At 68.0% G+C, this 20,596-nt stretch carries 17 protein-coding genes; 1 reads left to right on the top strand and 16 read right to left on the bottom strand.

Going from position 1 to position 20,596, the window contains the following annotated elements; all coding sequences use genetic code 11:
- The first annotated feature begins 75 nt into the window (after nt 1-75).
- Nucleotides 76-591 carry a hypothetical protein gene (locus tag CPCC7001_RS06965; protein ID WP_043368742.1) on the top strand — a complete coding sequence of 172 codons (516 nt, stop codon included), beginning with the start codon at nt 76-78 and terminating at the stop codon, nt 589-591.
- Here the strand turns inward: CPCC7001_RS06965 and hypE are convergent.
- From hypE to hoxU, 16 genes are all read right to left on the bottom strand, one after another.
- Nucleotides 560-1,609 (bottom strand): hydrogenase expression/formation protein HypE, encoded by a 1,050-nt coding sequence (hypE, locus tag CPCC7001_RS06970; protein WP_006909592.1) that lies wholly within the window; start codon nt 1,607-1,609, stop codon nt 560-562. The two genes, CPCC7001_RS06965 and hypE, sit on opposite strands and share 32 nt — an antisense overlap.
- Nucleotides 1,606-2,751, bottom strand: a complete 1,146-nt coding sequence (gene hypD / locus CPCC7001_RS06975; RefSeq protein ID WP_006910431.1) for a hydrogenase formation protein HypD — start codon at nt 2,749-2,751, stop codon at nt 1,606-1,608. The genes hypE and hypD overlap by 4 nt, the downstream gene beginning before the upstream one ends.
- A complete protein-coding gene (locus CPCC7001_RS06980) occupies nt 2,748-3,794 on the bottom strand; it encodes a dihydroorotate dehydrogenase-like protein (protein ID WP_006911122.1) in 1,047 nt (348 codons plus the stop codon). The genes hypD and CPCC7001_RS06980 overlap by 4 nt, the downstream gene beginning before the upstream one ends.
- Nucleotides 3,791-7,471 carry a pyruvate:ferredoxin (flavodoxin) oxidoreductase gene (gene nifJ / locus CPCC7001_RS06985; protein WP_006909667.1) on the bottom strand — a complete coding sequence of 1,227 codons (3,681 nt, stop codon included), beginning with the start codon at nt 7,469-7,471 and terminating at the stop codon, nt 3,791-3,793. Before nifJ ends, CPCC7001_RS06980 begins: the two co-directional genes overlap by 4 nt.
- On the bottom strand, nt 7,468-7,677 hold the full coding sequence (locus tag CPCC7001_RS06990; RefSeq protein WP_006909770.1) for a HypC/HybG/HupF family hydrogenase formation chaperone: 210 nt from the start codon (nt 7,675-7,677) through the stop codon (nt 7,468-7,470). Before CPCC7001_RS06990 ends, nifJ begins: the two co-directional genes overlap by 4 nt.
- Nucleotides 7,637-10,150, bottom strand: coding sequence for a carbamoyltransferase HypF (gene hypF / locus CPCC7001_RS06995; RefSeq protein WP_006909143.1), 2,514 nt, complete (start codon nt 10,148-10,150; stop codon nt 7,637-7,639). The genes CPCC7001_RS06990 and hypF overlap by 41 nt, the downstream gene beginning before the upstream one ends.
- Complete coding sequence (gene hypB / locus CPCC7001_RS07000) at nt 10,147-10,857, bottom strand: hydrogenase nickel incorporation protein HypB (RefSeq protein ID WP_006911677.1); 711 nt, start codon at nt 10,855-10,857, stop codon at nt 10,147-10,149. The genes hypF and hypB overlap by 4 nt, the downstream gene beginning before the upstream one ends.
- 294 nt (nt 10,858-11,151) lie before the next feature.
- Complete coding sequence (gene hypA / locus CPCC7001_RS07005; protein ID WP_006911542.1) at nt 11,152-11,493, bottom strand: hydrogenase maturation nickel metallochaperone HypA; 342 nt, start codon at nt 11,491-11,493, stop codon at nt 11,152-11,154.
- On the bottom strand, nt 11,486-11,917 hold the full coding sequence (locus CPCC7001_RS07010) for a hydrogenase maturation protease (protein WP_006909580.1): 432 nt from the start codon (nt 11,915-11,917) through the stop codon (nt 11,486-11,488). The genes hypA and CPCC7001_RS07010 overlap by 8 nt, the downstream gene beginning before the upstream one ends.
- 35 nt (nt 11,918-11,952) lie before the next feature.
- Nucleotides 11,953-13,656 carry a YdiU family protein gene (locus CPCC7001_RS07015; RefSeq protein WP_006911348.1) on the bottom strand — a complete coding sequence of 568 codons (1,704 nt, stop codon included), beginning with the start codon at nt 13,654-13,656 and terminating at the stop codon, nt 11,953-11,955.
- Nucleotides 13,657-13,729: 73 nt separating this feature from the next.
- Nucleotides 13,730-14,191 (bottom strand): DUF3750 domain-containing protein, encoded by a 462-nt coding sequence (locus tag CPCC7001_RS14420; protein ID WP_225867200.1) that lies wholly within the window; start codon nt 14,189-14,191, stop codon nt 13,730-13,732.
- 1,062 nt (nt 14,192-15,253) lie between these two features.
- A complete protein-coding gene (locus CPCC7001_RS15140; RefSeq protein ID WP_006910674.1) occupies nt 15,254-16,318 on the bottom strand; it encodes an MAE_28990/MAE_18760 family HEPN-like nuclease in 1,065 nt (354 codons plus the stop codon).
- A 1-nt stretch (nt 16,319) separates the two neighbouring features.
- Nucleotides 16,320-17,549, bottom strand: a complete 1,230-nt coding sequence (locus tag CPCC7001_RS14430; protein WP_225867201.1) for a DUF262 domain-containing protein — start codon at nt 17,547-17,549, stop codon at nt 16,320-16,322.
- 350 nt (nt 17,550-17,899) lie between these two features.
- Nucleotides 17,900-19,360: a Ni/Fe hydrogenase subunit alpha gene (locus CPCC7001_RS07020; protein ID WP_006910395.1), complete on the bottom strand. Its 1,461-nt coding sequence runs from the start codon at nt 19,358-19,360 to the stop codon at nt 17,900-17,902.
- Between the two features lie 19 nt (nt 19,361-19,379).
- The gene (locus CPCC7001_RS07025) at nt 19,380-19,955 is read right to left on the bottom strand and encodes an oxidoreductase (protein WP_043368746.1); all 576 of its coding nucleotides are present in this window, start codon (nt 19,953-19,955) and stop codon (nt 19,380-19,382) included.
- A 2-nt stretch (nt 19,956-19,957) separates the two neighbouring features.
- The coding region (hoxU, locus tag CPCC7001_RS07030) for a bidirectional hydrogenase complex protein HoxU (RefSeq protein ID WP_050757089.1) at nt 19,958-20,596 on the bottom strand (639 nt) is incomplete at its 5' end.

Consider the following 20,596-nt stretch of genomic DNA (forward strand, 5'->3'; position numbering starts at 1 on the left):
TTGAGCAGGGATACCCATGCAACGATTGCGAGGTGTGAAGTAAGGCCTCTGCGGCCGCGCCGATGCCCCTGTCTGATGCCCCTGTCTGAGCTCGACGCCGCCGCGATCCTGGAGCTGGAGCGGCACAGCCGCACCCACGGGTCGGGGCTGGATGCGGAGGCCCTGCGTGGCGGCTGGCGCTTGCAGCGGCTCTGGGATCGCCAGGCCCGGCCGATGCAGGCCGCGGCGGCACTGCTGCGGCCCCTCGCCGCCAGCCTCAGCCTGACCCCTGGCAGCAACGGCGAGCTGGCCGTACGCAACAGCGTGGGGCTCGGGAGCCTGGAGCTGCGCTTCGAGGGCGGTGGCGAGCTGCGCGGCCGGCGGCCCCTGCTGGTGTTCTGGTTCGATCGCCTCGAGATGCGGCTGGCGGGGCGGCGGCTGTGGCAGCGCCCTCTGGCCCGACCGGCCGAGCGTTCCCTGCCCTTCTTCGCCCTGATCGCCAGCCGGCAGGAGGGGGAGGAGGCCTGGCTGGTGGCCCGCGGCCGGGGCGGCGGGCTGGCCCTCTGGTGGCGGGAACCGCTCAGCAGATCCGGGGCAGCAGTTCGCCGCTGAGGGGCACCAGCAGCCGCTCGGTGCCCAGGGCCGTGGTGAGCAGCACCCGCGGACTGCGGTGAGCCGGGCGCACCTCGCCGATCCAGGCCCCACCTCCGGCCGCGAGCAACGGTTCCACCAGGGCCCGCTGCTCCGGTGCCACCACCGCCACCAGCCGCCCTTCGTTGGCCAGGTGCAGGGGCTCGAAGCCGAGCACCGCGCAGGTGCTGGCCACCGCCGGGAGCACCGGCAGACGGTGCTCCTCGATGGCGATCTCCACCCGGGCCGCAACGGCCAGCTCCTGCAGGGCGCTGGCCAGCCCGCCCCGTGTGAGATCCCGCAGGCAGTGGGGCACCGCCCCGGCCGCCAGCAGCTGCTCCACCAGAGGCCAGAGCGGAGCGCAGTCGCTGAGCACGGGCGGCTCCAACCGCAGGCCGTGGCGGGCGGCGAGGATCGCCACCCCGTGGCGGCCCAGATCGCCGCTCACCAGCACCTGATCCCCCGGGCGGATCGCGGTGGGATCGATGGCGCTGGAACCGGTTGCCGCAGCACTGCCCCGTGCGGAATCGCACAGCGTGCCGATGCCACTGGTGGTGATGAAGATGCCGTCGGCCTTGCCCCGCTCCACCACCTTGGTGTCACCGGTCACGATCGCCACGCCGCACTCTCTGGCCGCGGCCGCCATCGAGGCCACCAGCCGCCGCAGCAGCGCCAGGGGCAGCCCCTCCTCCAGGATCAGCCCGACGCTGATCCACAGGGGGCGGGCCCCGGCCATGGCCAGGTCGTTGGCGGTGCCCACCACCGCCAGCCGGCCGATGTCACCGCCCGGAAACTCCAGCGGCTGCACCACGTAGCCATCGGTGCTGAAGGCCAGCCGGCCATGGGGCAGGGCCAGGCTGGCGGCATCGTGCAGCACCTGTTGCGGATCGGTGTACAGGGCACGCAGCTCCTGATCGATCAGTCGCTGCATCAGGGTGCCGCCACCGCCGTGGGCCAGCTGGATGCAGGCATCCCCGTCCAGGGGCAGGGAACCGCTCACAGGGCGGGTGCTGCGGCTGCGACGGTCGTCGCCTCGGCGCTGCGGTAGCGGTGGTAGGCCGCGCAAGCCCCCTCGCTCGACACCATCGGCGCCCCCAGTGGATGCTCCGGCCGGCAGCGCCCCCCGAAGGCGGGGCAGTCGGTGGGCACGGCCCGCCCCTGCAGGATCTGGCCGGCGATGCACGCCGATGGGCCATCACCGAAGCCGTCGCCCGAGGTGCTGTTCACACCGCCGAAGCCTGGCGCCTCGCCGCAGAACCCACCGAAGCGGCGGCGGGCATCGAGATCCGCGTAGGCGGGCCGCAGCCCCAGACCGCCGCCCGGGATCACCCCCAGGCCGCGCCACGGCTGATCCACCACCGCGAACACCTCCTCCAGCAAGGCCCTGGCCCCGGGATTGCCGTGCTCGCGCACCACCTGGCCATAGGCGTTCACCACCGCCGGGGTGCCCGCCTCCAGCAGCTGCACGCAGCGCCACAGCCCCAGCAGCAGGTCCTCGGGCTCGAATCCCGTGGCCACCACCGGCACGCCGTGGCCGGCGGCCAGGGGCTCCAGCTCCTGCAGGCCCATCACCGTGCACACGTGGCCCGCCGCCAGGAAACCCTGCACCTGGTTGCCGGGAGCCTCGAGAATCGCCGCCATCGCCGGTGGCACCCGCACGTGGGCGTTGAGCAGCGAGAGGTTGGACAGGCCGAGGCTCAGGGCCTGCCGGGCCAGCAGGGCCGTGGCCGGGGCCGTGGTCTCGAAGCCCACCGCCAGGAACACCACCTGGCGCCCGGGGTTCTCCCGGGCCAGGCCGATCGCCTGCAGCGGCGAGGTGAGCAGGCGCACGTCGCCGCCGGCCGCCCGCGCTCCCAGCAGGTCGTCGCCGGGCGCGCTGCCGGGCACCCGCAGCATGTCGCCGTAGGAGCAGAGGATCACGTCGGGGCGGCGGGCCAGCGCCAGGGCCGCATCCAGGGTGGCGGCGGGGGTGACGCACACCGGACAGCCCGGGCCGTGGATCAGCCGCAGACCCTCCGGCAGCAGCTGGTCGAGGCCCCAGCGCACGATGGCGTGGGTCTGACCGCCGCACACCTCCATCAGCGTCCAGGGCCTGGTCACGCTGGCCCGCAGCCGTTCGGCCAGCTCGGCGACCCGGCTCACCAGGCCCCCGGGACCGGGATGGGCTCAGCCGGCCGGTAGCTCTGGATGGCCCGCATGTACTGGGCCCGCTCGTACTCCTCGGGGTCGGGGCACTGGGCCTGGCTCATGCAGCCGATCAGCTCGCTGACGCTGGCCACGTCGTGCTCCATCAGCCAGGTGGCCAGCTCGTCCTCCAGCCCCCGCAGCCGCTCCGGACCGTGGCGCAGCAGAGCTGCGACCACCTGGGTGGCGCAGGCCCCCGCCATCAGCAGCCGCACCACGTCGGTGCCGCGGTGCACACCACCGCTGCCGATCAGATCCACGTCCATGCGGCCGTGCAGCAGGGCGATCCAGCGCATCGGCAGGCGCAGATCGTGGGGGGTGCTGAGCAGCAGGTTGGGCCGCACCGTCATCTCCTCGATGTCGATATCGGGCTGATAGAAGCGGTTGAACAGCACCAGCCCCTGGGCGCCGGCCGCCGCCACCCGCCGCGCCATGGCACTGATGTTGGTGAAGAAGGGGCCCAGCTTCACCGCCAGCGGCAGCGCCACCTCGGCGCGCACCTCGCGCACGATCTCCTCCACCTCCGCCTCGATCGCGGCGCTGGAGAGCTCCGGATCGGTGGGCAGCACATAGATGTTGAGTTCGAGGGCGGAGGCCCCGGCGGCCTCGATGCGGCGGGCCGTCTCCACCCAGCTGCCTGCGCGGCTGCCGTTGAGGCTGGCGATCACGGGAATGGCGAGCCGCCGGCGGGCCTGCTCGATCAGCCGCAGGTAGGGATCGGCACCGCCATGGGCCGCGGCCAGCTCGGGCAGGTAGCTGAGGGCCTCGCCGTAGCTCTCGCTGCCCTGCTGCACGTGCCAGTGCAGGGCCAGTTGCTCCCGCTCGATCTGCTCCTCGAACAGGGAGTGGAGCACGATCGCGGCGGCGCCGGCCCGCTCCAGGGCCTCCAGCTGAGACACGGTTTCGCTGAGGGGGCCGGCCGCCCCCACCACCAGGGGCGTGCGCAGCGGCAGACCCAGGTAGCGGGTGGAGAGGTCGGGGGTGAGGGTGGAGAAGGTCATGGCGTGGGGCCTCCGGCCTTGCCGGCCAGGGCGCGGTAGGCGGCCCAGCGGCGGTCGCGTTCGGCCTCGGCTTCCTCCAGCAGCTGGTGGGCCCGCTCCGGCTGGCTGTAGCGCAGCATCTGGAAACGCTGCTCCGCCGCCATCGCCTCCTTCAGGGAGCGGCTCGGCGCCGGGTTGTCGAGCTGCAGTGGAGCCTCGCCGCGCTCCAACCGCCGGGGGTCGTGGCGGTAGAGCAGCCAGCGGCCCGCATCCACCGCCAGCTTCTGGTGCTCCATGCCCTTGGCCATGGCGATGCCGTGGGCGATGCAGTGGGAGTAGGCCAGGATCAGCGAGGGGCCCGGGTAGCTCTCCGCCTCCAGGAAGGCGCGGATGGTGTGCTCGTCACGGGCGCCCATGGCCACGCTGGCCACGTACACGTGGCCATAGGTCATCGCCATCAGGCCCAGATCCTTCTTGGCGGCACCCTTGCCGCCGGCGGCGAACTTCGCCACCGCCCCCAGCGGCGTGGCCTTCGACGCCTGGCCGCCGGTGTTGGAGTACACCTCGGTGTCGAGCACCAGCACGTTCACGTCGCGACCGCTGGCCAGCACGTGATCGAGACCGCCGAAGCCGATGTCGTAGGCCCAGCCGTCACCGCCCACCAGCCACACGCTCGTCTTCACCAGGGCGTCGGCCAGCTCCAGCAGCCGGGCGGCCGTCTGGCTCTGGGGGGAGGAGTCCTCTCCCTGCGGCAGCAGCGCCTGCAGCCGTTCCTTGAGCGCCGCCACCCGCTGCCGCTGCTCCATGAGGCCGGCCTCGTCGCCCTGATCCGCCGTGCGCAGCCCGTCCACCAGGGCCGGCGGCAGCTGCGGCGCCAGACACTCCAGCAAGGAGAGGGCCGCCTGCCGCCGCTGGTCGAGGGCCACGCGCATGCCGTAGCCGAACTCGGCGTTGTCCTCGAAGAGCGAGTTGCTCCAGGCCGGACCGCGGCCCTCGCCGTTGGCGCTCCAGGGGGTGGTGGGCAGGTTGCCGCCGTAGATGGAGCTGCAGCCCGTGGCGTTGGCCACCAGCATCCGGTCCCCGAACAGCTGGGTGGCGAGCTTGAGGTAGGGGGTTTCGCCGCAGCCGGCGCAGGCGCCGGAGAAGGCGAACAGGGGCTCCTGCAGCTGCTGCTGGCCGATCTTGTGCAGATTCAGCCCGGCCCTGGCCACTTCGGGCAGCTGCAGGAAGAAATCCCAGTGACCGCGGGCCTGCTGCCGCAGTGGCCGCTGCGGCGCCATGTTGATCGCCTTGCGCCGGGGCTGGCGCCGGTCCCGCGCCGGACACACCTCAACGCAGAGGCTGCAGCCGGTGCAGTCTTCGGCGGCCACCTGGATCGTGAAGGTCTGGCCGCTGAAGGCATGGTCGCGGGCCGGGGCGGTGCGGAAGCCCTCGGGAGCGGCGTCGAAGGCGGCCGGGTCCGCCACCTTGGCGCGGATCACGCCATGGGGACACACCATCACGCACTTGCCGCACTGCACGCACAGGTCGCTCTCCCACACCGGCACCTCGGCGGCGATGTTGCGCTTCTCCCAGCGGGCGGTGCCCACCGGCCAGGTGCCGTCGCAGGGCAGGGCGCTCACGGGCAGCGCATCGCCGCGGCGCTCCAGCATCGGCGCGATCACGTTGCGCACGAAGGCGGGGGCCTCCGCCAGCCGCTCGCCGAGGCTGGGCTCGGTGGGGGCGGGATCCGGCTGCGCCTCGGCGTCTGGTGGGCCCGCAGCCTGAGTGGCGTCGAGGCTGCGCCAGTCCAGCGGCTGCAGGTGGTCGAGGCTGGCATCGAGAGCCGCCAGGTTCATGGCCACCACCGCCTCCCCCTTGCGGCCGTAGGTGTGGCGGATCGAGGCGCGGATCCGCTCCAGGGCCTCCTCGCGGGGCAGCACGCCGCTGAGGGCGAAGAAGCAGGCCTGCATCACGGTGTTGATGTGGGGCCCCATGCCCGCCTCGCGGGCCACCCGGTAGGCGTTGATCACGTGCACCTCCAGGCCGCCCTGGCGGATCTGCTGCCGCAGCGCCTCCGGCAGCCGCGCCCAGGTGTCGGCCGGCTCGAAGGGACTGTTGAGCAGCACCACCCCACCCGGCTCGATGCCGGCCAGCAGATCGAAGCGGGCCACGAAATCCCACTGGTGGCAGGCCACGAAGGTGGGCCGCTGGATCAGGTAGGTGGAGCGGATCGGCCGCGGCCCGAAGCGCAGGTGCGACACGGTGACGGAGCCGGATTTCTTCGAGTCGTAGACGAAGTAGCCCTGGGCATGGAGATCGGTGCCCTCGCCGATGATCTTGATCGCCGCCTTGTTGGCGCCCACGGTGCCGTCGGAGCCGAGGCCGTAGAACACCGCCCGCACCTCGCCGGATTCGGCGCGGGGGCGCTCGGTCACGAAGCCCTCCTCCACCGGCAGGGAGCGGTGGGTCACGTCGTCGTGGATGCCCACCGTGAAGTGGTTGAGCACCTGCCGGGCTTCGGCGCCCAAGACCGGGACGATCGCCAGCTGCAGGTGATCGGCCACCGCCTTCACCATCGCCGGGGTGAACTCCTTGGAGGAGAGGCCGTAGCGCCCCCCCAGCACCCGCGGCAGGGGAGCCGGCCCATGCACGGCCGGCCATTCCTCGGCCACGGCGGCGAGCACATCGAGGTAGAGCGGTTCACCGGCGGAGCCGGGCTCCTTGCAGCGATCCAGCACGGCGATCGCCCGGGTGGTGGCCGGCAGGGCCTCCACCAGCCAGCGGGCCGCGAAGGGCCGGAACAGCCTGAGCTTCAACACCCCCACCCGCTCGCCGGCGGCCTGCAGCGCCTCGGCCGCCTCGAGGGCGGTTTCGGCACCGGAGCCCATCAGCACCAGCACCCGCTCGGCATCCGCCGGCCCCGTGTACTCGTAGGGCTGGTAGCGGCGGCCGGTGAGTTCGGCGAACCGGTCCATCGCCTCGAGCACGGCGGCCGGGCCCGCGTCGTAGAAGCGGTTCACCGACTCCCGCGCCTGGAAGTACACATCCGGGTTCTGGGCCGTGCCCCGCACCACCGGATGCTCCGGGCTGAGGCCGCGGGCCCGGTGCCCGCGCACCGCCGGCTCGGGGATCAGGGCCCGCAGCAGGGCATCGCCGAGGGCCTCCACCTTCTGGATCTCGTGGGAGGTGCGGAAGCCGTCGAACATGTGCAGGAACGGCACCCGGCTGATCAGGCTGGCCCGCGCCGCGATGGCGGCGGTGTCGGCGGCCTCCTGCACCGAGGCCGAGCAGAGGATGCCGCAGCCCGTGCCCCGGGCCGCCATCACATCGCCGTGGTCGCCGAAGATCGACAGCCCCTGGGCAGCCAGGGAGCGGGCGGCCACGTGGATCACCGCCGGCGTGAGCTCCCCCGCCACCTTGTAGAGGTTGGGGATCATCAGCAGCAGGCCCTGGGAGGCCGTGAAGGTGGTGGTGAGCGCCCCGGCCTGCAGGGCGCCATGCACGGTGCCGGCGGCGCCGCCCTCGCTCTGCAGCTCCACCACCTCAGGCACCGATCCCCACAGGTTGGGCCGTTGCTGCGACGCCCAGGCATCGGCCCATTCCCCCATCGGCGAGGCGGGGGTGATCGGGTAGATGGCGATCACCTCGTTGAGGCGGTAGGCCACCCGCGCCACCGCCTCGTTGCCATCGATGGTGACCTGTTCCGGCGTCGTCATGGCCGTTCCTCCCGGGGCAGGGGCTCCTCCACCAGGGCGAGGGCGACCCCCACGTGCACGAGCACGCGATCGCCCACCACCGCCTCGGGCAGGCAGGCCAGGCTCACCTGCTGGCGCACGCCACCGAAGTCCACCTCCGCGCTCCGCCAGAGGGGATCCTCGGCATCAACGATGTCCAGGATCAGGCCCGCAGTGGCCAGGCACATGGGGTGCCGGAGCGGCTGCCTCCGTTCTAGAAACGCGCGGCAGAACTGCCCACAGCTGGCCGAGGGCGAGGCCGCCGTCGTTGCAGGGCAGCTGCTCGCTCCAGCAGGGCTGCAGGCCGGCGCGGCGCAGACCAGCGATGCAACCCTCCAGCAGCAGGGCGTTCTGGAAGCAGCCGCCGGCCAGGGCCACCCGGCGGCAGCCGCTCAGCTCGGCCGCCCGCGCCGCTGCCGCCACCAGCGAGGCCGTGAGCGCGTGGTGAAAGCCTGACGCCAGGGACTCCGGTGCCGCCTCGGCAGCCAGGGCATCGAGCAGCCGGCGCAGCAGAGGCTCCCAGTCGAGCCAGCCCAGAGGCAGATCGGGGGCCTCGGCCGGCGGCACGGGCACCAGGGGCAGCAACGCCCCCACAGGCTCTTCTGCCGCCAGTGACGGGTTCTCCGCCGCCTGGTCCCGGCGCCGCGCCAGCCCCTCCAGCCGCAGCCCCGCCTCCCCCTCGTAGCTCTGCTCCTGCAGCACGTCCAGCAGCGAGGCCACCGCATCGAACAGGCGCCCCAGGGCAGTGGTGCGGGGAGCGTTGCAGCCGCCGGCCACCGCCGCCGCCAGCAGCTGGCGCTCGGCGGGGCTGAAGGCCCCCCGGCAGGCAGCGGCGCCCGGGTGGTGCAGCAGGGCGGGATCAGCCGCCAACAGCAGCCCCAGGGCGGTGCGGCGGCACTCGCGCATCGCCCGCTCGCCCCCCGGCAGGGGCCAGGGCCGCAGGCAGGCCAGGCGCTGCGCTGCGCCGGCGCCGTCGAGCAGCAGCAGTTCACCGCCCCAGAGCTGGGGGCCGGGCCCGGGGCCGTAGCCCAGGCCGTCGGCGGCCCACACCAGCAGGGGGCCCGCCAGGCCGTGCTCCGCCGCCACCGCCAGCCCATGGGCCCGGTGGTGCTGCACGTGCTGCAGGGCCGTCCCGTAGCGCTGCGCCAGCCGTGCCGCCAGGGCGGTGCCCACGTAGCCGGGATGGGCATCGGCCACCAGCAAGGGCGCTGAAGCTCCAACCGGCGAATCTCCATCCGGTGGAGCTCCGCCCAGCCCCAATGTCTGCAGCAGCTCATCGAGCCCCTGCTCCACCGCCCGCTGCTGGCGGGCTCCGGCCAGGTCCCCCTGGTAGGGCGCCACCCAGATCTGCCCGCCACGGGCCAGGGCCGGGGCGGCCTTGAGGTCGCCGCCCAGGGCGAGGGCGGCGTGATCGGCCGGTGGTGGCAGCGGCAGATCCAGGGCGGCCGGGGCATGGCCGCGGGCCCGGCGCAGAAGCACGGGCCGGCCGTCGATCAGCTGGACCAGGGAGTCGTCGAGGGGGCGGGCGATGGGGCGGTTGTGCAGCAGGAAGGCGTCGGCAATGCCCGCCAGCCGCTGCCGCGCCTCGAGCGGATCGATGCAGAGGGGCTCACCGCTGGGGTTGCCGCTGGTGGCCACCAGGGGACGGCCCACCGCCGCCACCAGCAGCCGGTGCAGCGGCGAGGCGGGCAGCATCACCCCCAGGGCCGGACTGCCGGGAGCCACCGCCTCGGCCACGACCATCGCGGCCGGCCCCTGGAGCGCCTGCGGATCGTGGCGGCGGCGCAGCAGCACGATCGGGGCGGCCGGTGAGCGCAGCAGCCGGATCTCCGCCTCGCCGATCCGCACCTGGGGCTCCAGCCAAGCCGGATCGGCCACCAGCAGGGCAAAGGGCTTGGCCGGCCGGCTCTTGCGCCGCCGCAGCCGCTGCACTGCCTCCTGCCGGGTGGCCTCCACCAGCAGCTGGAAGCCGCCCACGCCCTGCAGGGCCAGGATTCCGCCGGCGCGCAGCAGATCTGCCGCCGCAGCGATCGGGTCCCGCCCCGCCGGGAGCGTGTCCGGAGCAGCGGCGAGCAGCTGCAGCCGCGGCCCGCAGGCGGGGCAGCCGATGGTTTCGGCGTGGAAGCGGCGGTCGGCGGGATCCTCGAACTCGCTGCGGCAGGCGGCACACAGGGGGAAGGCCGCCAGGGTGGTGTGGGCCCGGGCGAAGGGCTCGGCGGTGGCGATCGAGTAGCGCGGGCCGCAGGCCGCGCAGCTGATGAAGGGGTAGCCGTGGCGGCGGTCGGTCGGATCGGCCAGCTCCGCCAGGCAGGCCGGGCAGGGCGCCCGATCGGCCACCAGGGCCTGGGCGATCAGGCCGGCACCAAGGGGCCGGGGGGCCGCCGCGGCGATGCGCACCGCCCGCGGCGGACGGGACAAGGGCGGCAACCATCGGGGCTGCAGCGGCTCCAGCCGTGCCGGTGCGGGCAGCTCGCTGCCGAGGCGGCCCAGAAACTGCTCCAGGGCCGGGCGTTCCCCCTGCAGATCCACCCGCACCGCACCCGCCACGTTCTCCACCTCCCCCACCAGATCCAGCGCCCGGGCGAGGCGGTGCACGAACGGCCGGAAGCCCACCCCCTGCACGGTGCCGCGGCAGTGCAGCAGCAGCCGGGCTGGACTCAATGAACCGGAACGGCCTGCCCCAGCAGGGCGATCAGGGCGTCAAGGCCGGCGCCGCTCCGGGCGGAGGTCTCCAGCACCCGGGCGTGGGGGGCGACGCGGGCGATGGCGGCGTGGGCGGCGGCGCGGTCGAACTCGACCGCCTCGGCCAGGTCGATCTTGGTGATCAGCACCAGATCGGCGCCGTGGAAGATCGGCGCGTACTTGAGCGGCTTGTCCTCGCCCTCGGTGGTGGACACGAGCACCACCCGCAGGCTCTCGCCCAGGTCGTAGGCGCCGGGGCACACCAGGTTGCCCACGTTCTCGATCACCAGCAGGTCGAGCTGCTCGAGGGCCACGCCCTGGTGGCTGAGGCGGTGCAGGCCGTCGGCCACCATCGCCGCCTCCAGGTGGCAGGCCTGGCCGGTGGTGATGGCGGCGGCGCGCAGACCGGCAGCGCGCAGGCGGCTGGCGTCGTTGTCGGTGGCCAGATCACCCACCACCACCGCCAGGCGGGCGGGATCCAGGCGCCGGGCGAGGGCCTCCAGCAGGGCGGTCTTGCCGGAGCCGGGGGAGGAGAGCAGGTTCACCGCCGTGACCCCGGCGGCCTGGAAGCGCTGGCGCAGGGCCTCGGCCCCGGCATCGTTGCGCTGCAGCAGGGCGGCGTGCAGCGGCAGGGTGCGCGTGGTGCTGGCCGGCTCCTGGGCAGCCGTGATTGGTGGGGCGGTCACCTGCCCGCAGGCGCAGTCGCGACACATGGCGGATCTGGGCTGGGGCCGCTTTCAAGCTAGGAACCGCAGACCCCAGGGACAACGCGGTCCAGGACTCAGCACGCTGGCGATCTGCACATCCAGGCCATTCGGCGATGGGCATCAAGCGATGACGAGATTGAGGCGGAGTCAGGCAGCGAACGGATCCGTCCCTGCGCACCACGGTGAACCTGGATGACGCCCTGCTGAAGGCAGCCCTGGGCGCCGCCTGGAGGCCAGCGCCGCTGAGCAGGGGATGGCGTTCCGCTGAACCGCCTACTCCACTTCCAGGGCCAGCAGGCGCAGGTCGCGGCCGCGCAGCAGCCGGCGGCTGATGGTGCCGCAGCGGGGGCAGTCGCAGCAGCCATCGGGGGCGGGGAAGGGGGCCTCGCACACGGCGCAGTGGCATTCGGCCGGCTCCAGATCGATGCGCAGCTCGGCGGCGGCGGCGATCGTGCCGGCCATCACCACCGGGAAGGCGAAACGCAGGGCCTCCACCTCCACCCCCGAAAGCTCTCCAACCCGCAGGCTGATCGCGGCGATGCGACGGGCCCCTTCGGCCCTGGCGGCCGCCAGGGCCTGATCGCGCACGGCCTCCATCAGGCTGAGCTCATGCATCGGGGCTGCCCTCCTTGAGCCACTGCTGCAGCAGGCGGTTGGCCTGGGGCAGCGAGGCCTGGAGCTGGGGCGAGAGCTCGCTGCCGTGATCGAAAGCAAAGGCCGGCACCCGCAACCAGGCGCCGCGGGGGGCGCGGCCGTAGAGGGCGGCGGTGATCGCCAGCAGCTCGGCGGGATCGAGCCGGTGGCTGGTGCTGGTGTTTCGTGGCTCGGCGGCAGCGGTTAACGGATCAAGCCGGGGGGAGGAACTGGGCCCCGCCGACTCGGGTGCCAGCCAGGCATCGATGAACAGCACCCGCTCCAGGGGCGTCAGCTCGGCGGCCAGCTCGGGGGTGAGCTGGTGCAGGCAGAGGCCACCGGCCGCCTCGGCCAGCAGGGCGCCGACCCCGTCGTCGCCGCGCAGGGGGTTGCCGATGCCGATCACGAGCGCTCGCGCCTCGCCGGTGGAGGGATCAACGATCAGGAGGAACAGCTGTAGTGCGACACGCCGCCGGCGGTGAAGAAGGCCTCGGGCCGGAGCTGGCAGTACTTGGCCTCGATCTCGGGCGAGGGCTCGTCATAGGGATGGGTGAGCACTTCCTGCAGCTCCCGCACCAGGGCGTAGTCGCCCATGGCCGCCTGCTGGTAGGCGGGAACGACAAGCCACTCGCGCCAGGTGACCTTGGGGTTCACCCGTTTCATCCGGGCCGACAGCTCGGCCGGATCGCCCTGGCTGGTGACGTGATCGCGCCAGCGCTGCAGCCAGGCCTGCCATTGGGACACCAGCGGCTCGGATGGCTCGGCGTAGAAGCTCTGCTCCAGGGCTGAAGCCTCCTCAGGCAGCTCGGAGAGCTGGCGGAACAGGAGGGTGTAGTCCACCTGGGTGGCCACCATCAGCTGCAGCAGCTCCTGCACCAGAGCGGGCTCGTAGGCGGCCAGGCCGAGCTTGGACGCCCACATCGCCTGGATCCGGCTCTCCATGGCGTCGGCGAAGCCCTGGCGCACGGCGTCGAAGCGCTCCAGCGCCTCAGGAGCCTCGGCCAGCAACGGCCGCACGGCAGTCCAGAACATGTGGAAATTGGCCTCAGCGGCGGCGGGCTGGTTGAAGAAGGCGAAGTGGTCGCCGCCCCCGGTCCAGGGCTGGAAGGCGGGATCGAAGCGCTCGCAGAAACCGAAGGGGCCGTAGTCGAGCGTGAAGCCACCGGCGGCGCAGTTGTCGCTGTTGAAGTTGCCCTGGCAGTAGCCCACCCGCAGCCAGTGCGCCACCAGGGCTGTGAGACGGCCACTGAAACAGCGGGCCAGCTCCACGAGCTGCCCGGCGAAGGGCAGGGCTGGATCGATGTCGGCGCCATACTCCCGCTCGATCAGGTGGGCCACGATCAGGCGCAGCTCCTCCAGGGCTCCCGGATGGGCGTTGCCGCGCACGCGGCGGGCGAACAACTCCAGCTGCCCCACGCGCAGGAACGAGGGCGCCACGCGGGTGGAGATCGCCACCGGCTCCTTCACGAGGATGTCGGGGTCGCTGGAGCGGGACTCGGGCGAGTACCAAGGCCGCACCACGGTTTCGGAGCTGGAGGCGTAGAGCGTGAGCGAGCGCGAGGTGGGAATGCCCAGGGCGTGCATGTGCTCCTGCGCCAGAAACTCGCGCACGCTGGAGCGCAGGACGGCGCGGCCATCGCCGCCGCGGCAGTAGGGGGTGGGGCCGCCCCCCTTGAGCTGCATCTCCCAGCGACGGCCGTTGAACACGCCCTCGAACACCGAGATCGCCCGGCCATCGCCATAGCCATTGCCCGTACCGAAGGGGCACTGGCGCACGTATTCGGTGCCGTAGATCGAGAGCGCGTAGCCCGTGGCCCAGCCGTAGGGGCGCATCGGTTTAGGGGCCGCCGAGAGATCGCCGGAGAAGATCCGGACGAATTCAGGGTTCTGGGCCAGGTCGTCGGTCAGGCCCAGCTCGCGGAACAGGGTGCTGCTGTGGGCGACGTAGACGGGGTCTGGCAGGGGAGTGGGAGTGACAGGGACGTAGTGGCCGGAGCACACCTGCCGGGGGCGATGGTCAGCTCCATCAGCAGACGCTTCTGGATCCGGAGTCAAGGCGTCCAGCAGGGAGTAGTTCGCCAACCCCGCAAACGCACTGAACTCGGCGGTGGAGTGCGCAGCAGGTGATGGCGAGGTGGAGACCATGGGCGTTGATAAGGAGTGCCCCCAGCAGAGGGGCCTGCCGCTGAAAGCTCAGAGAGGCCTCAGAGCCTAACGCTTAGATCAAACAATTGACTGGTTTCAGACTTAGCCCAGGGCGAGCCATGTAGCCACGTCCAAGGCCACGCCACCCCAACTTGCTCAACGAACCAAGAGCCCACTGCACATAGGTATTGCTGTTTGGTCCAGGGAAGGCGCGATAGCGATGCAGCCACGGATAGGTGGTGGGGCTGGATTCAACGCGTGACGCCAGATCAGCCGCCTCATCAGACGTCCAGCGTTGCAACAGTCGTCCGGGTCCGTTGCCCACACCGGATGACGGAGCCAATAGATTGCGGTGCAGATGCCCCCAGGATGTGTCGCCCTCACCAGGCGTCTGCCACACCTCCCAGCGGTCTGCCCGCGCGCCCCGGCGGACCACAAGCCAGTGGTGATCAGCAAAGCGTCCGAGCTTGGGAATCCGGGCAGACCAGAGATCCACGGCTAGATCCGGACAGGAGACTTCATGAATCAGCCTCACTGAGACACCTCAGAGGAGCACAGAAGATTTTAGAGTCCTCAGTGAGATATCAACACACTGGGCACAACGCGAAAGAGCTGCGTAGGCGATGGCACGTAACTTCATCATGATGTTATCAACTGCGAAGCCTATGAAGAGGCCGAGAGGAGACACGACCCCAACGCTGGCCATCACCTGCCCGCAATGAGCCAGAGGGAGAACAACCCTGATGGCATACTAAGTCTGCGGTGGCGGGTCAAGTGCATGGCCGTGTTAGGATCCTCGGCTTGCAGCCCAAATCCATCCCTCTTGGAGTATCTGTTGCTCGACCGCAATAGGCGGAATGGCCCGCCCGAGCACGAAGTCAGCAGCCGCGACCAGACAGACAAGCGAATCGCGCGCATCAACTGACAGTCGGTCGAGATCAAGGTCGCACTGCAGCGAAGTTAGGCCGTCCGCGCGTCCGCCGCCGGCGACCGCCCCGTGAGCAATACGTGTTGCTGCCGGGTAGACCTCAATTGCGCTGACTCGTGTAGTGGAGGGCCAGCTCCAAGCGAGAGGAACAGGCTCACCCGTCATCGAACGGACGTTACCGAGGAGATCAACGGCAGCAACTGACGTTCTTGAGATGAGGTTCGCCCCTACTTCGAGTGGACGTTTGCCGAGCCGTGCTGCGATGTCGTTGTCAGTCAGACGACGGAAGAGCGAATTCGCTGAGACGTCAAATGCAACCCCGGCTTGATGGCTCGCAAGTGAGGGGCCGAGAGCGGAAGCCCATCCGAGTGGCGCATCGAGGGCAAGCAGAGCAGTCTCCGACTCGCCTATCCAGCCAGCCACAATCTCAGCAGGGTCAGCGTTTGGACCACCACAAATGCATTCGTCCGCGATTACCCGCACCCCCTCCAAGTGCCCACGGGTCAACCCGACCTTGCGAGGCTGTGTGGCGCAGTCAATGCCGATCAAGCAGGTCACGTGCTCTTCTAGAGGGTGGTCCTAACGCTGCCCCTGAGTGGCAGGCAGGGACTTTACATCGCAAGCAGAGAATCGATGGAGGCCTGTCCACTCGAGGGGCTTGCTAGCAAGTCATGCTTGCGGAAGTAATGCGTATTCATATTGCTGCACTGCTCGGAAGCCCACACGACATCCGACATCTATGAATGGCGCCGCGGGTACTTCCTCATAGCCAACTCCCTCTACTTGAATCTCTAGAACTGGGCCAGATAGGCAACTATTAGGCCATTTTGTATTTAGCATAACAAGAGTATCTCCTATTCTTAGCTTCTGGTTGCAAAGACGGAAGCACACTATAGAATGATTGTAGACGGCTATTGGCTTGCCGAGATACATGCCTCTAGCCGATGCTTCAATGGCCACTGCATCATCATGCACTAATGCATAGAGTGATCGCCCAAGTGCCAATGTATAACTTAAGATATCTAGTAGGATCGGAATGCTAAGAATATCGGAAGTGACCCCATGCGCAACATCATTTCTCCTCTCTGCGAGATCATTTAGTTGAGCATACACCTGCTCATTCGGAATAGAAGCCACTGGCTTGCCTTCAAAACGAGCACTCATAAAAGATGTGAACGGCTCGTAGCGAGAAAGACGCTGTAATACTTGCTCAATACCGATTCGCGTGAAAAGCTGTGCAAGTACATCGCTGCGAAAGTTAGCAGAATGCTGTTGCAGTGCTTCAAGGTTAAGTAAATAGGTATCAGCGCCACTCAAGCAAGAATGTAGATTCGCAATTACCTGTGGGATCTGTAAGCGCCCCTTATAGCGGCTGAATTCGAGCTTTGGAAGTAGCTCTACAGTCATTTCTGCATTCGCATTTCTTAAGCGCTCTGGCAGATCAACGTACTTCGGGCATGCGTTTTGTAGACGAGTGGCATATTCTCTGATTAGACCTTCTACAAGCTGCTCGAATAGCCCATAGAGAGACACAATAACTGTATTGTAGTCAAATCGCCTCTTATTGCTCCCGGTTCCTATATTACCTCGTATCTCAGTCGCTATTTGATCCGATTCGGAGCATGGTGGATCAGCAGACTTGGCTGCAAGTAGCCGCCGTTCGAGCTGGAGACCAACAATATATGATCTTAGGTCGTCAGTTCCTTTCTCAAATTCCTCAAGAGATCCACTCATATCATGCGCTTAAAGTCTTAGCTAGCAGCTCATCGAACAGCCTATTCCGCTCAACAATGTTGCTAATGTTAGTATATCTTCCTTCAAACTGATCGTAGTGCTTTTCATAGAAATCTGTTATTCCCGAACGAATTACTTCACTCTTATCGCTTAGTTCTGAGGCTTGATCTACATATCTGCTGAACACATACATGATCGGATCATAGAGAACTGTCGTGGGCCTGGCGAACCATCCCCATCCTGATACTTTTCGTCGACGCCAAAGCCAGAATGCCTTCTCACCAAGAATATCATGCACTAAGTCTACTGTTCTGACAAATAGCTGCTCGAGCTGAGCTAGAACCTCTGATGAATAAAGATTTCCAGACTTAAGGTATTGATCTAAGTAGTCTTTTAAGGATCCCTCAGGATGCTTAAGCCTCTGGCGATATGCAAAGAAGCGCAGAACGAGTTCAACATCATCCATTTTTCGAAACGTCTCATTGGCCAATAGCTCATCTGATAGAACGCTTTCATGCAACTCAACTTCGGTAGGCGCGGGAATACCCCACATTAGACATAGCGCTGGGGTGCGCGCTAGACGAATGCACATCTTGTTGAGGGGACCATTGTAGATGGCATTGCGTGACTCCTGCGGCTCAAGCTTGATCCCGCCACTATTGATACGTTCAAATACTAATTGTTTTAGGCGTGTTGCCTCGGTCTCATCCTTAGCAGTCTCCTGAAGGAGAATTATTGAAGACAGGTATCGCCTATCAATTCCTCGCTTAATCTGTTCAGGAAGATCAGAGTACAACCTGCCATTGAGCTCGGGCCATTCCTCAAGGCCTTCAAGTGAGAAGCGATCAGTGTAGAATTCATAGATTGCTGTCATTCGTTGCAATCCGTCCATCACCTCGTAATGAGAAAACCGGTCTTCATAGAGAAATATTGGCGGGATCGGGACGTTCATTATAAATGATTCGATTAATCTAGATTTCTTCAAATTGTCCCAGCGATGGCGGCGTTGGAACTCAGGGTTAAGCTCATAGTCCTGGCTTTGGACCATTGAGGGGACCGAACTAAGAGGATACCGAGCCTGCTCGGTGACTATGCGAACATCTCCCTTGATGTATTTCTGATTGATAAGTTCATCGCTGAGGCGCGCTTCATTATCGCTCTCTGTATCAGTGAGGGCAAGAAGCTCGCCTGGGAATAAATCCATGTGATGGCTGAAGGGATCTGGTTTCAAGCATTCTGACATATTGTTACCTGCCGCTGGGATGCCATCGCACATGTGCATGGGGGCCTTGCCTTTCTATCAAAGTACAGCTTGCTAACGCTTATTAGACGGACCCGTATAAATCCCGTCCCATCTGCCTGCAGCCGCATAAGAGCCCCTCCGTCTCCGGGCGACACGACAAAAGCCCTTGTACAGCAGCGACTCACGGCTGGCCACCTCCGAGCACTCGAATCTTATGCGGATCCGCATAAGCCCGTTCGGACGGCTACACAGCCAAGTACCGCTGCCGTCCGAGAGAAGATCATTGTCCCTTCAAGCCAGATTCTTCAACCGTGGGGCTTCGCGCCTCATCCCACCCCTCAATCTCTCAACCTCTCCGCCAGCAACTCCCCCGACGCATCCCGCAACTCGATGTGCAACGGCATCTGGCCCGCCGCATGGGTGCTGCAGCTCAGGCACGGATCGAAACAGCGGATCCCCGCCTCCACACGGTTGAGCAGGGGCTCGGGGATCTCAGCGCCTTCGGCCACCGGTTCGGGGATGAACTCCCGGGCGATCTGGGCCACGGTGCGGTTCATGGCCAGGTTGTTCTGGCCCGTGGCGATGATCAGATTCACGCGGGTGATCAGGCCGTCGTCGTCCACCCGGTAGTGGTGGAACAGTGTGCCCCTGGGCGCCTCGCTCACGCCCACCGCTTCGTTGGCATTGAGGCTGGCCCGGGCGCGGATCCGGTCGGTCATCAGGCTGTCGTCGGCCACCAGCTTCTCGATGCCCTCCAGGCAGGCCACGATCTCCACCAGCCGGGCATGGTGATACGCGAATGACGACGTCACGATCCGGCCACCGCTGGCTGCGGTGCCGCTGCGCTGGCGGAACTCCTGCAGCTCCCGGTCGGCCCAGGGGGTGCCGATCTGCTCGCACACGTTGAGTCGCGCCAGGGGCCCCACCCGATAGATCCCCTCCGGATATCCCAGCGGCTTGTAGTACGGAAACTTCAGATAGCTCCAACTCTCCACTGCTTCGCCCAGATAGCTGGCGTAGTCGTCTTCACTGAGCCCATCGGCCACCACCGCTCCAGCGCTGTCCACAAAACGGATCAGCCCGTCGATGCACTCCCAGCGCCCGCCCGGCCCCACCAGACCCATGAACAGGGAGGGGAAATCACCGAAGGTGCTCTGCTCCCGCTGCAGCGGCCCATCCAGCAGCCGTTTGTAGATCTCCAGCGCCTTAGCGGTGGTGGCCTTCGCTTCCGGCAGCCGCTCCAGGATCCACGCCCGGGCCTCGTCGCTCAGGGGTGTGCGCACGCCGCCGGGCACCGCCCAGGCCGAATGGATCTTGCGGCCGCCCAGCAGCTCCAGCACCTGCTGGCCGAACTGCCGCAGGCGGATGCCGGCCCGGGCCAGCTCCGGATCGGCCGCCATCAGGCCGAACACGTTGCGCCTGGCCGGATCGCTCTCCCAGCCCAGGAGGAAATCGGGGCTGCTCAGATGAAAGAACGACAGGGCATGGCTCTGGCACAGCTGGGCCAGGTTGAGCATCCGCCGCAGCTTCCGCGCCGCCGGTGGCGGCTGCACCGCCAGCAGCTTGTCGCCCGTCTTCGCTGCCGCCAGCAGGTGGCTCACCGGGCAGATGCCGCAGATCCGCGCCGTGATGCCCGCCATCTCGGTGAACGGCCGCCCTTCGCAGAAGGTTTCGAAGCCGCGGTACTCCACCACGTGGAAGCGGGCATCCGCCAGCCGCCCCGACGCATCGAGGTGCAGGGTGATCTTGGCGTGCCCCTCGATGCGGGTCACCGGGTCGATCGTGATCGTGCGGGTCATGGGGGCTTCCTGCTGGGAGCTAGCCGAACTTCAACATCGCCGTGCCTTCCATCGCCGGCATCTCACCCTTGAGCAGCGGCTCGATGGCGGCGCGGATGCGCTCCGCGCTGGGCGGGCAGCCGGGCAGATAGAGATCCACAGCGATCACTTCGTGCAGGGGCCGCACCCGCTCCAGCAGCTCCGGCACGATGCCCGGGGCATGGGGATGCTGGGCGCCGGTGTCCGCCAGCTCCAGATAGCCGCGATCCAGCACGCTCTGGCGGCTGCCGCCATCCACCTCACTCCAGAGGTTGCGCAGCGCCGGCACGTTGCCGGTCACCGCGCAATCCCCGAAGGACACCACCAGGCGGCTGCGCTGGCGCAGCTGCAGAGCCAGTTCGAGGTTGTCGGCATTGGCCACCGCCCCCTCCACCAGGCACACGTCAACGTTCTCAGGGAACTGCTTGATGTCGCTGGCCACGGGTGAGAACACCACGTCCACATGCTTCGCCAGCTCGAACAGCCACTCGTCGAGATCCAGGAACGACATGTGGCAGCCGCTGCAGCCGGCCAGCCACACGGTGGCGAAGCGCAATTTGGGTGTCTGGGTGCTCATGGTCACTGGTTCTGCCACTGGTGCTGGTCGCGGGCGCTGCGCAGGAGCTGGGGCCGCTCCCGGTGCGCCTCCTTCTCGGCGGTGGTGTCGTCCTTGCGGAAGATGGCACCGGTGGGGCACACATCCACGCACTTGCCGCAGGAGGTGCAGGCCGCCACCTCGCCCCAGGGCTGATCCAGCCCGGCGATGATCGAGCAGTCGGCACCGCGGTTGGCCACGTCCCACACGTGGGCCCCCTCGATCTCATCGCACACCCGCACGCAGCGGGTGCAGAGGATGCAGCGGTGGTGGTCGATGGCGAACTGGGGATGGGAGGCGTCCACCCGCCGCTGGGGGTACTGATACGGAAAGCGGGAGTGATCCATCCCCACCGCCACCGCCACGTCCTGCAGTTCGCAGGCGCCGTTGGCCACGCAGAAGGCGCACACGTGGTTGCCCTCGGCGAAGAACAGCTCCACCGCCATGCGCCGCCATTCCTGGAGCTGGGGCGTGCTGGTGAGCACCGCCAGGCCCTCGCTGGCCGCGGTGGCGCAGGCAGGCTGCAGCTTGCCGCTGCCCTCCAGCTCCACCAGGCAGAGCCGGCAGGCGCCCACGGGCGTGAGGCCATCGAGGTGGCAGAGGGTGGGCAGGCTGGCGCCGGC

It is taken from the genome of Cyanobium sp. PCC 7001, from assembly GCF_000155635.1.
Lineage (GTDB): Bacteria > Cyanobacteriota > Cyanobacteriia > PCC-6307 > Cyanobiaceae > NIES-981.

Excerpts from the sequence above, each read along its gene's own strand:
- CPCC7001_RS06980 (WP_006911122.1), bottom strand. The coding sequence starts at position 3,794 with ATGACCTTCTCCACCCTCACCCCCGACCTCTCCACCCGCTACCTGGGT.
- CPCC7001_RS07015 (WP_006911348.1), bottom strand. The coding sequence starts at position 13,656 with ATGGTCTCCACCTCGCCATCACCTGCTGCGCACTCCACCGCCGAGTTC.
- CPCC7001_RS07025 (WP_043368746.1), bottom strand. The coding sequence starts at position 19,955 with ATGAGCACCCAGACACCCAAATTGCGCTTCGCCACCGTGTGGCTGGCC.
- CPCC7001_RS06965 (WP_043368742.1), top strand. The coding sequence starts at position 76 with ATGCCCCTGTCTGAGCTCGACGCCGCCGCGATCCTGGAGCTGGAGCGG.
- CPCC7001_RS07020 (WP_006910395.1), bottom strand. The coding sequence starts at position 19,360 with ATGACCCGCACGATCACGATCGACCCGGTGACCCGCATCGAGGGGCAC.
- nifJ (WP_006909667.1), bottom strand. The coding sequence starts at position 7,471 with ATGACGACGCCGGAACAGGTCACCATCGATGGCAACGAGGCGGTGGCG.
- CPCC7001_RS15140 (WP_006910674.1), bottom strand. The coding sequence starts at position 16,318 with ATGAGTGGATCTCTTGAGGAATTTGAGAAAGGAACTGACGACCTAAGA.
- CPCC7001_RS06990 (WP_006909770.1), bottom strand. The coding sequence starts at position 7,677 with ATGTGCCTGGCCACTGCGGGCCTGATCCTGGACATCGTTGATGCCGAG.
- hypA (WP_006911542.1), bottom strand. The coding sequence starts at position 11,493 with ATGCATGAGCTCAGCCTGATGGAGGCCGTGCGCGATCAGGCCCTGGCG.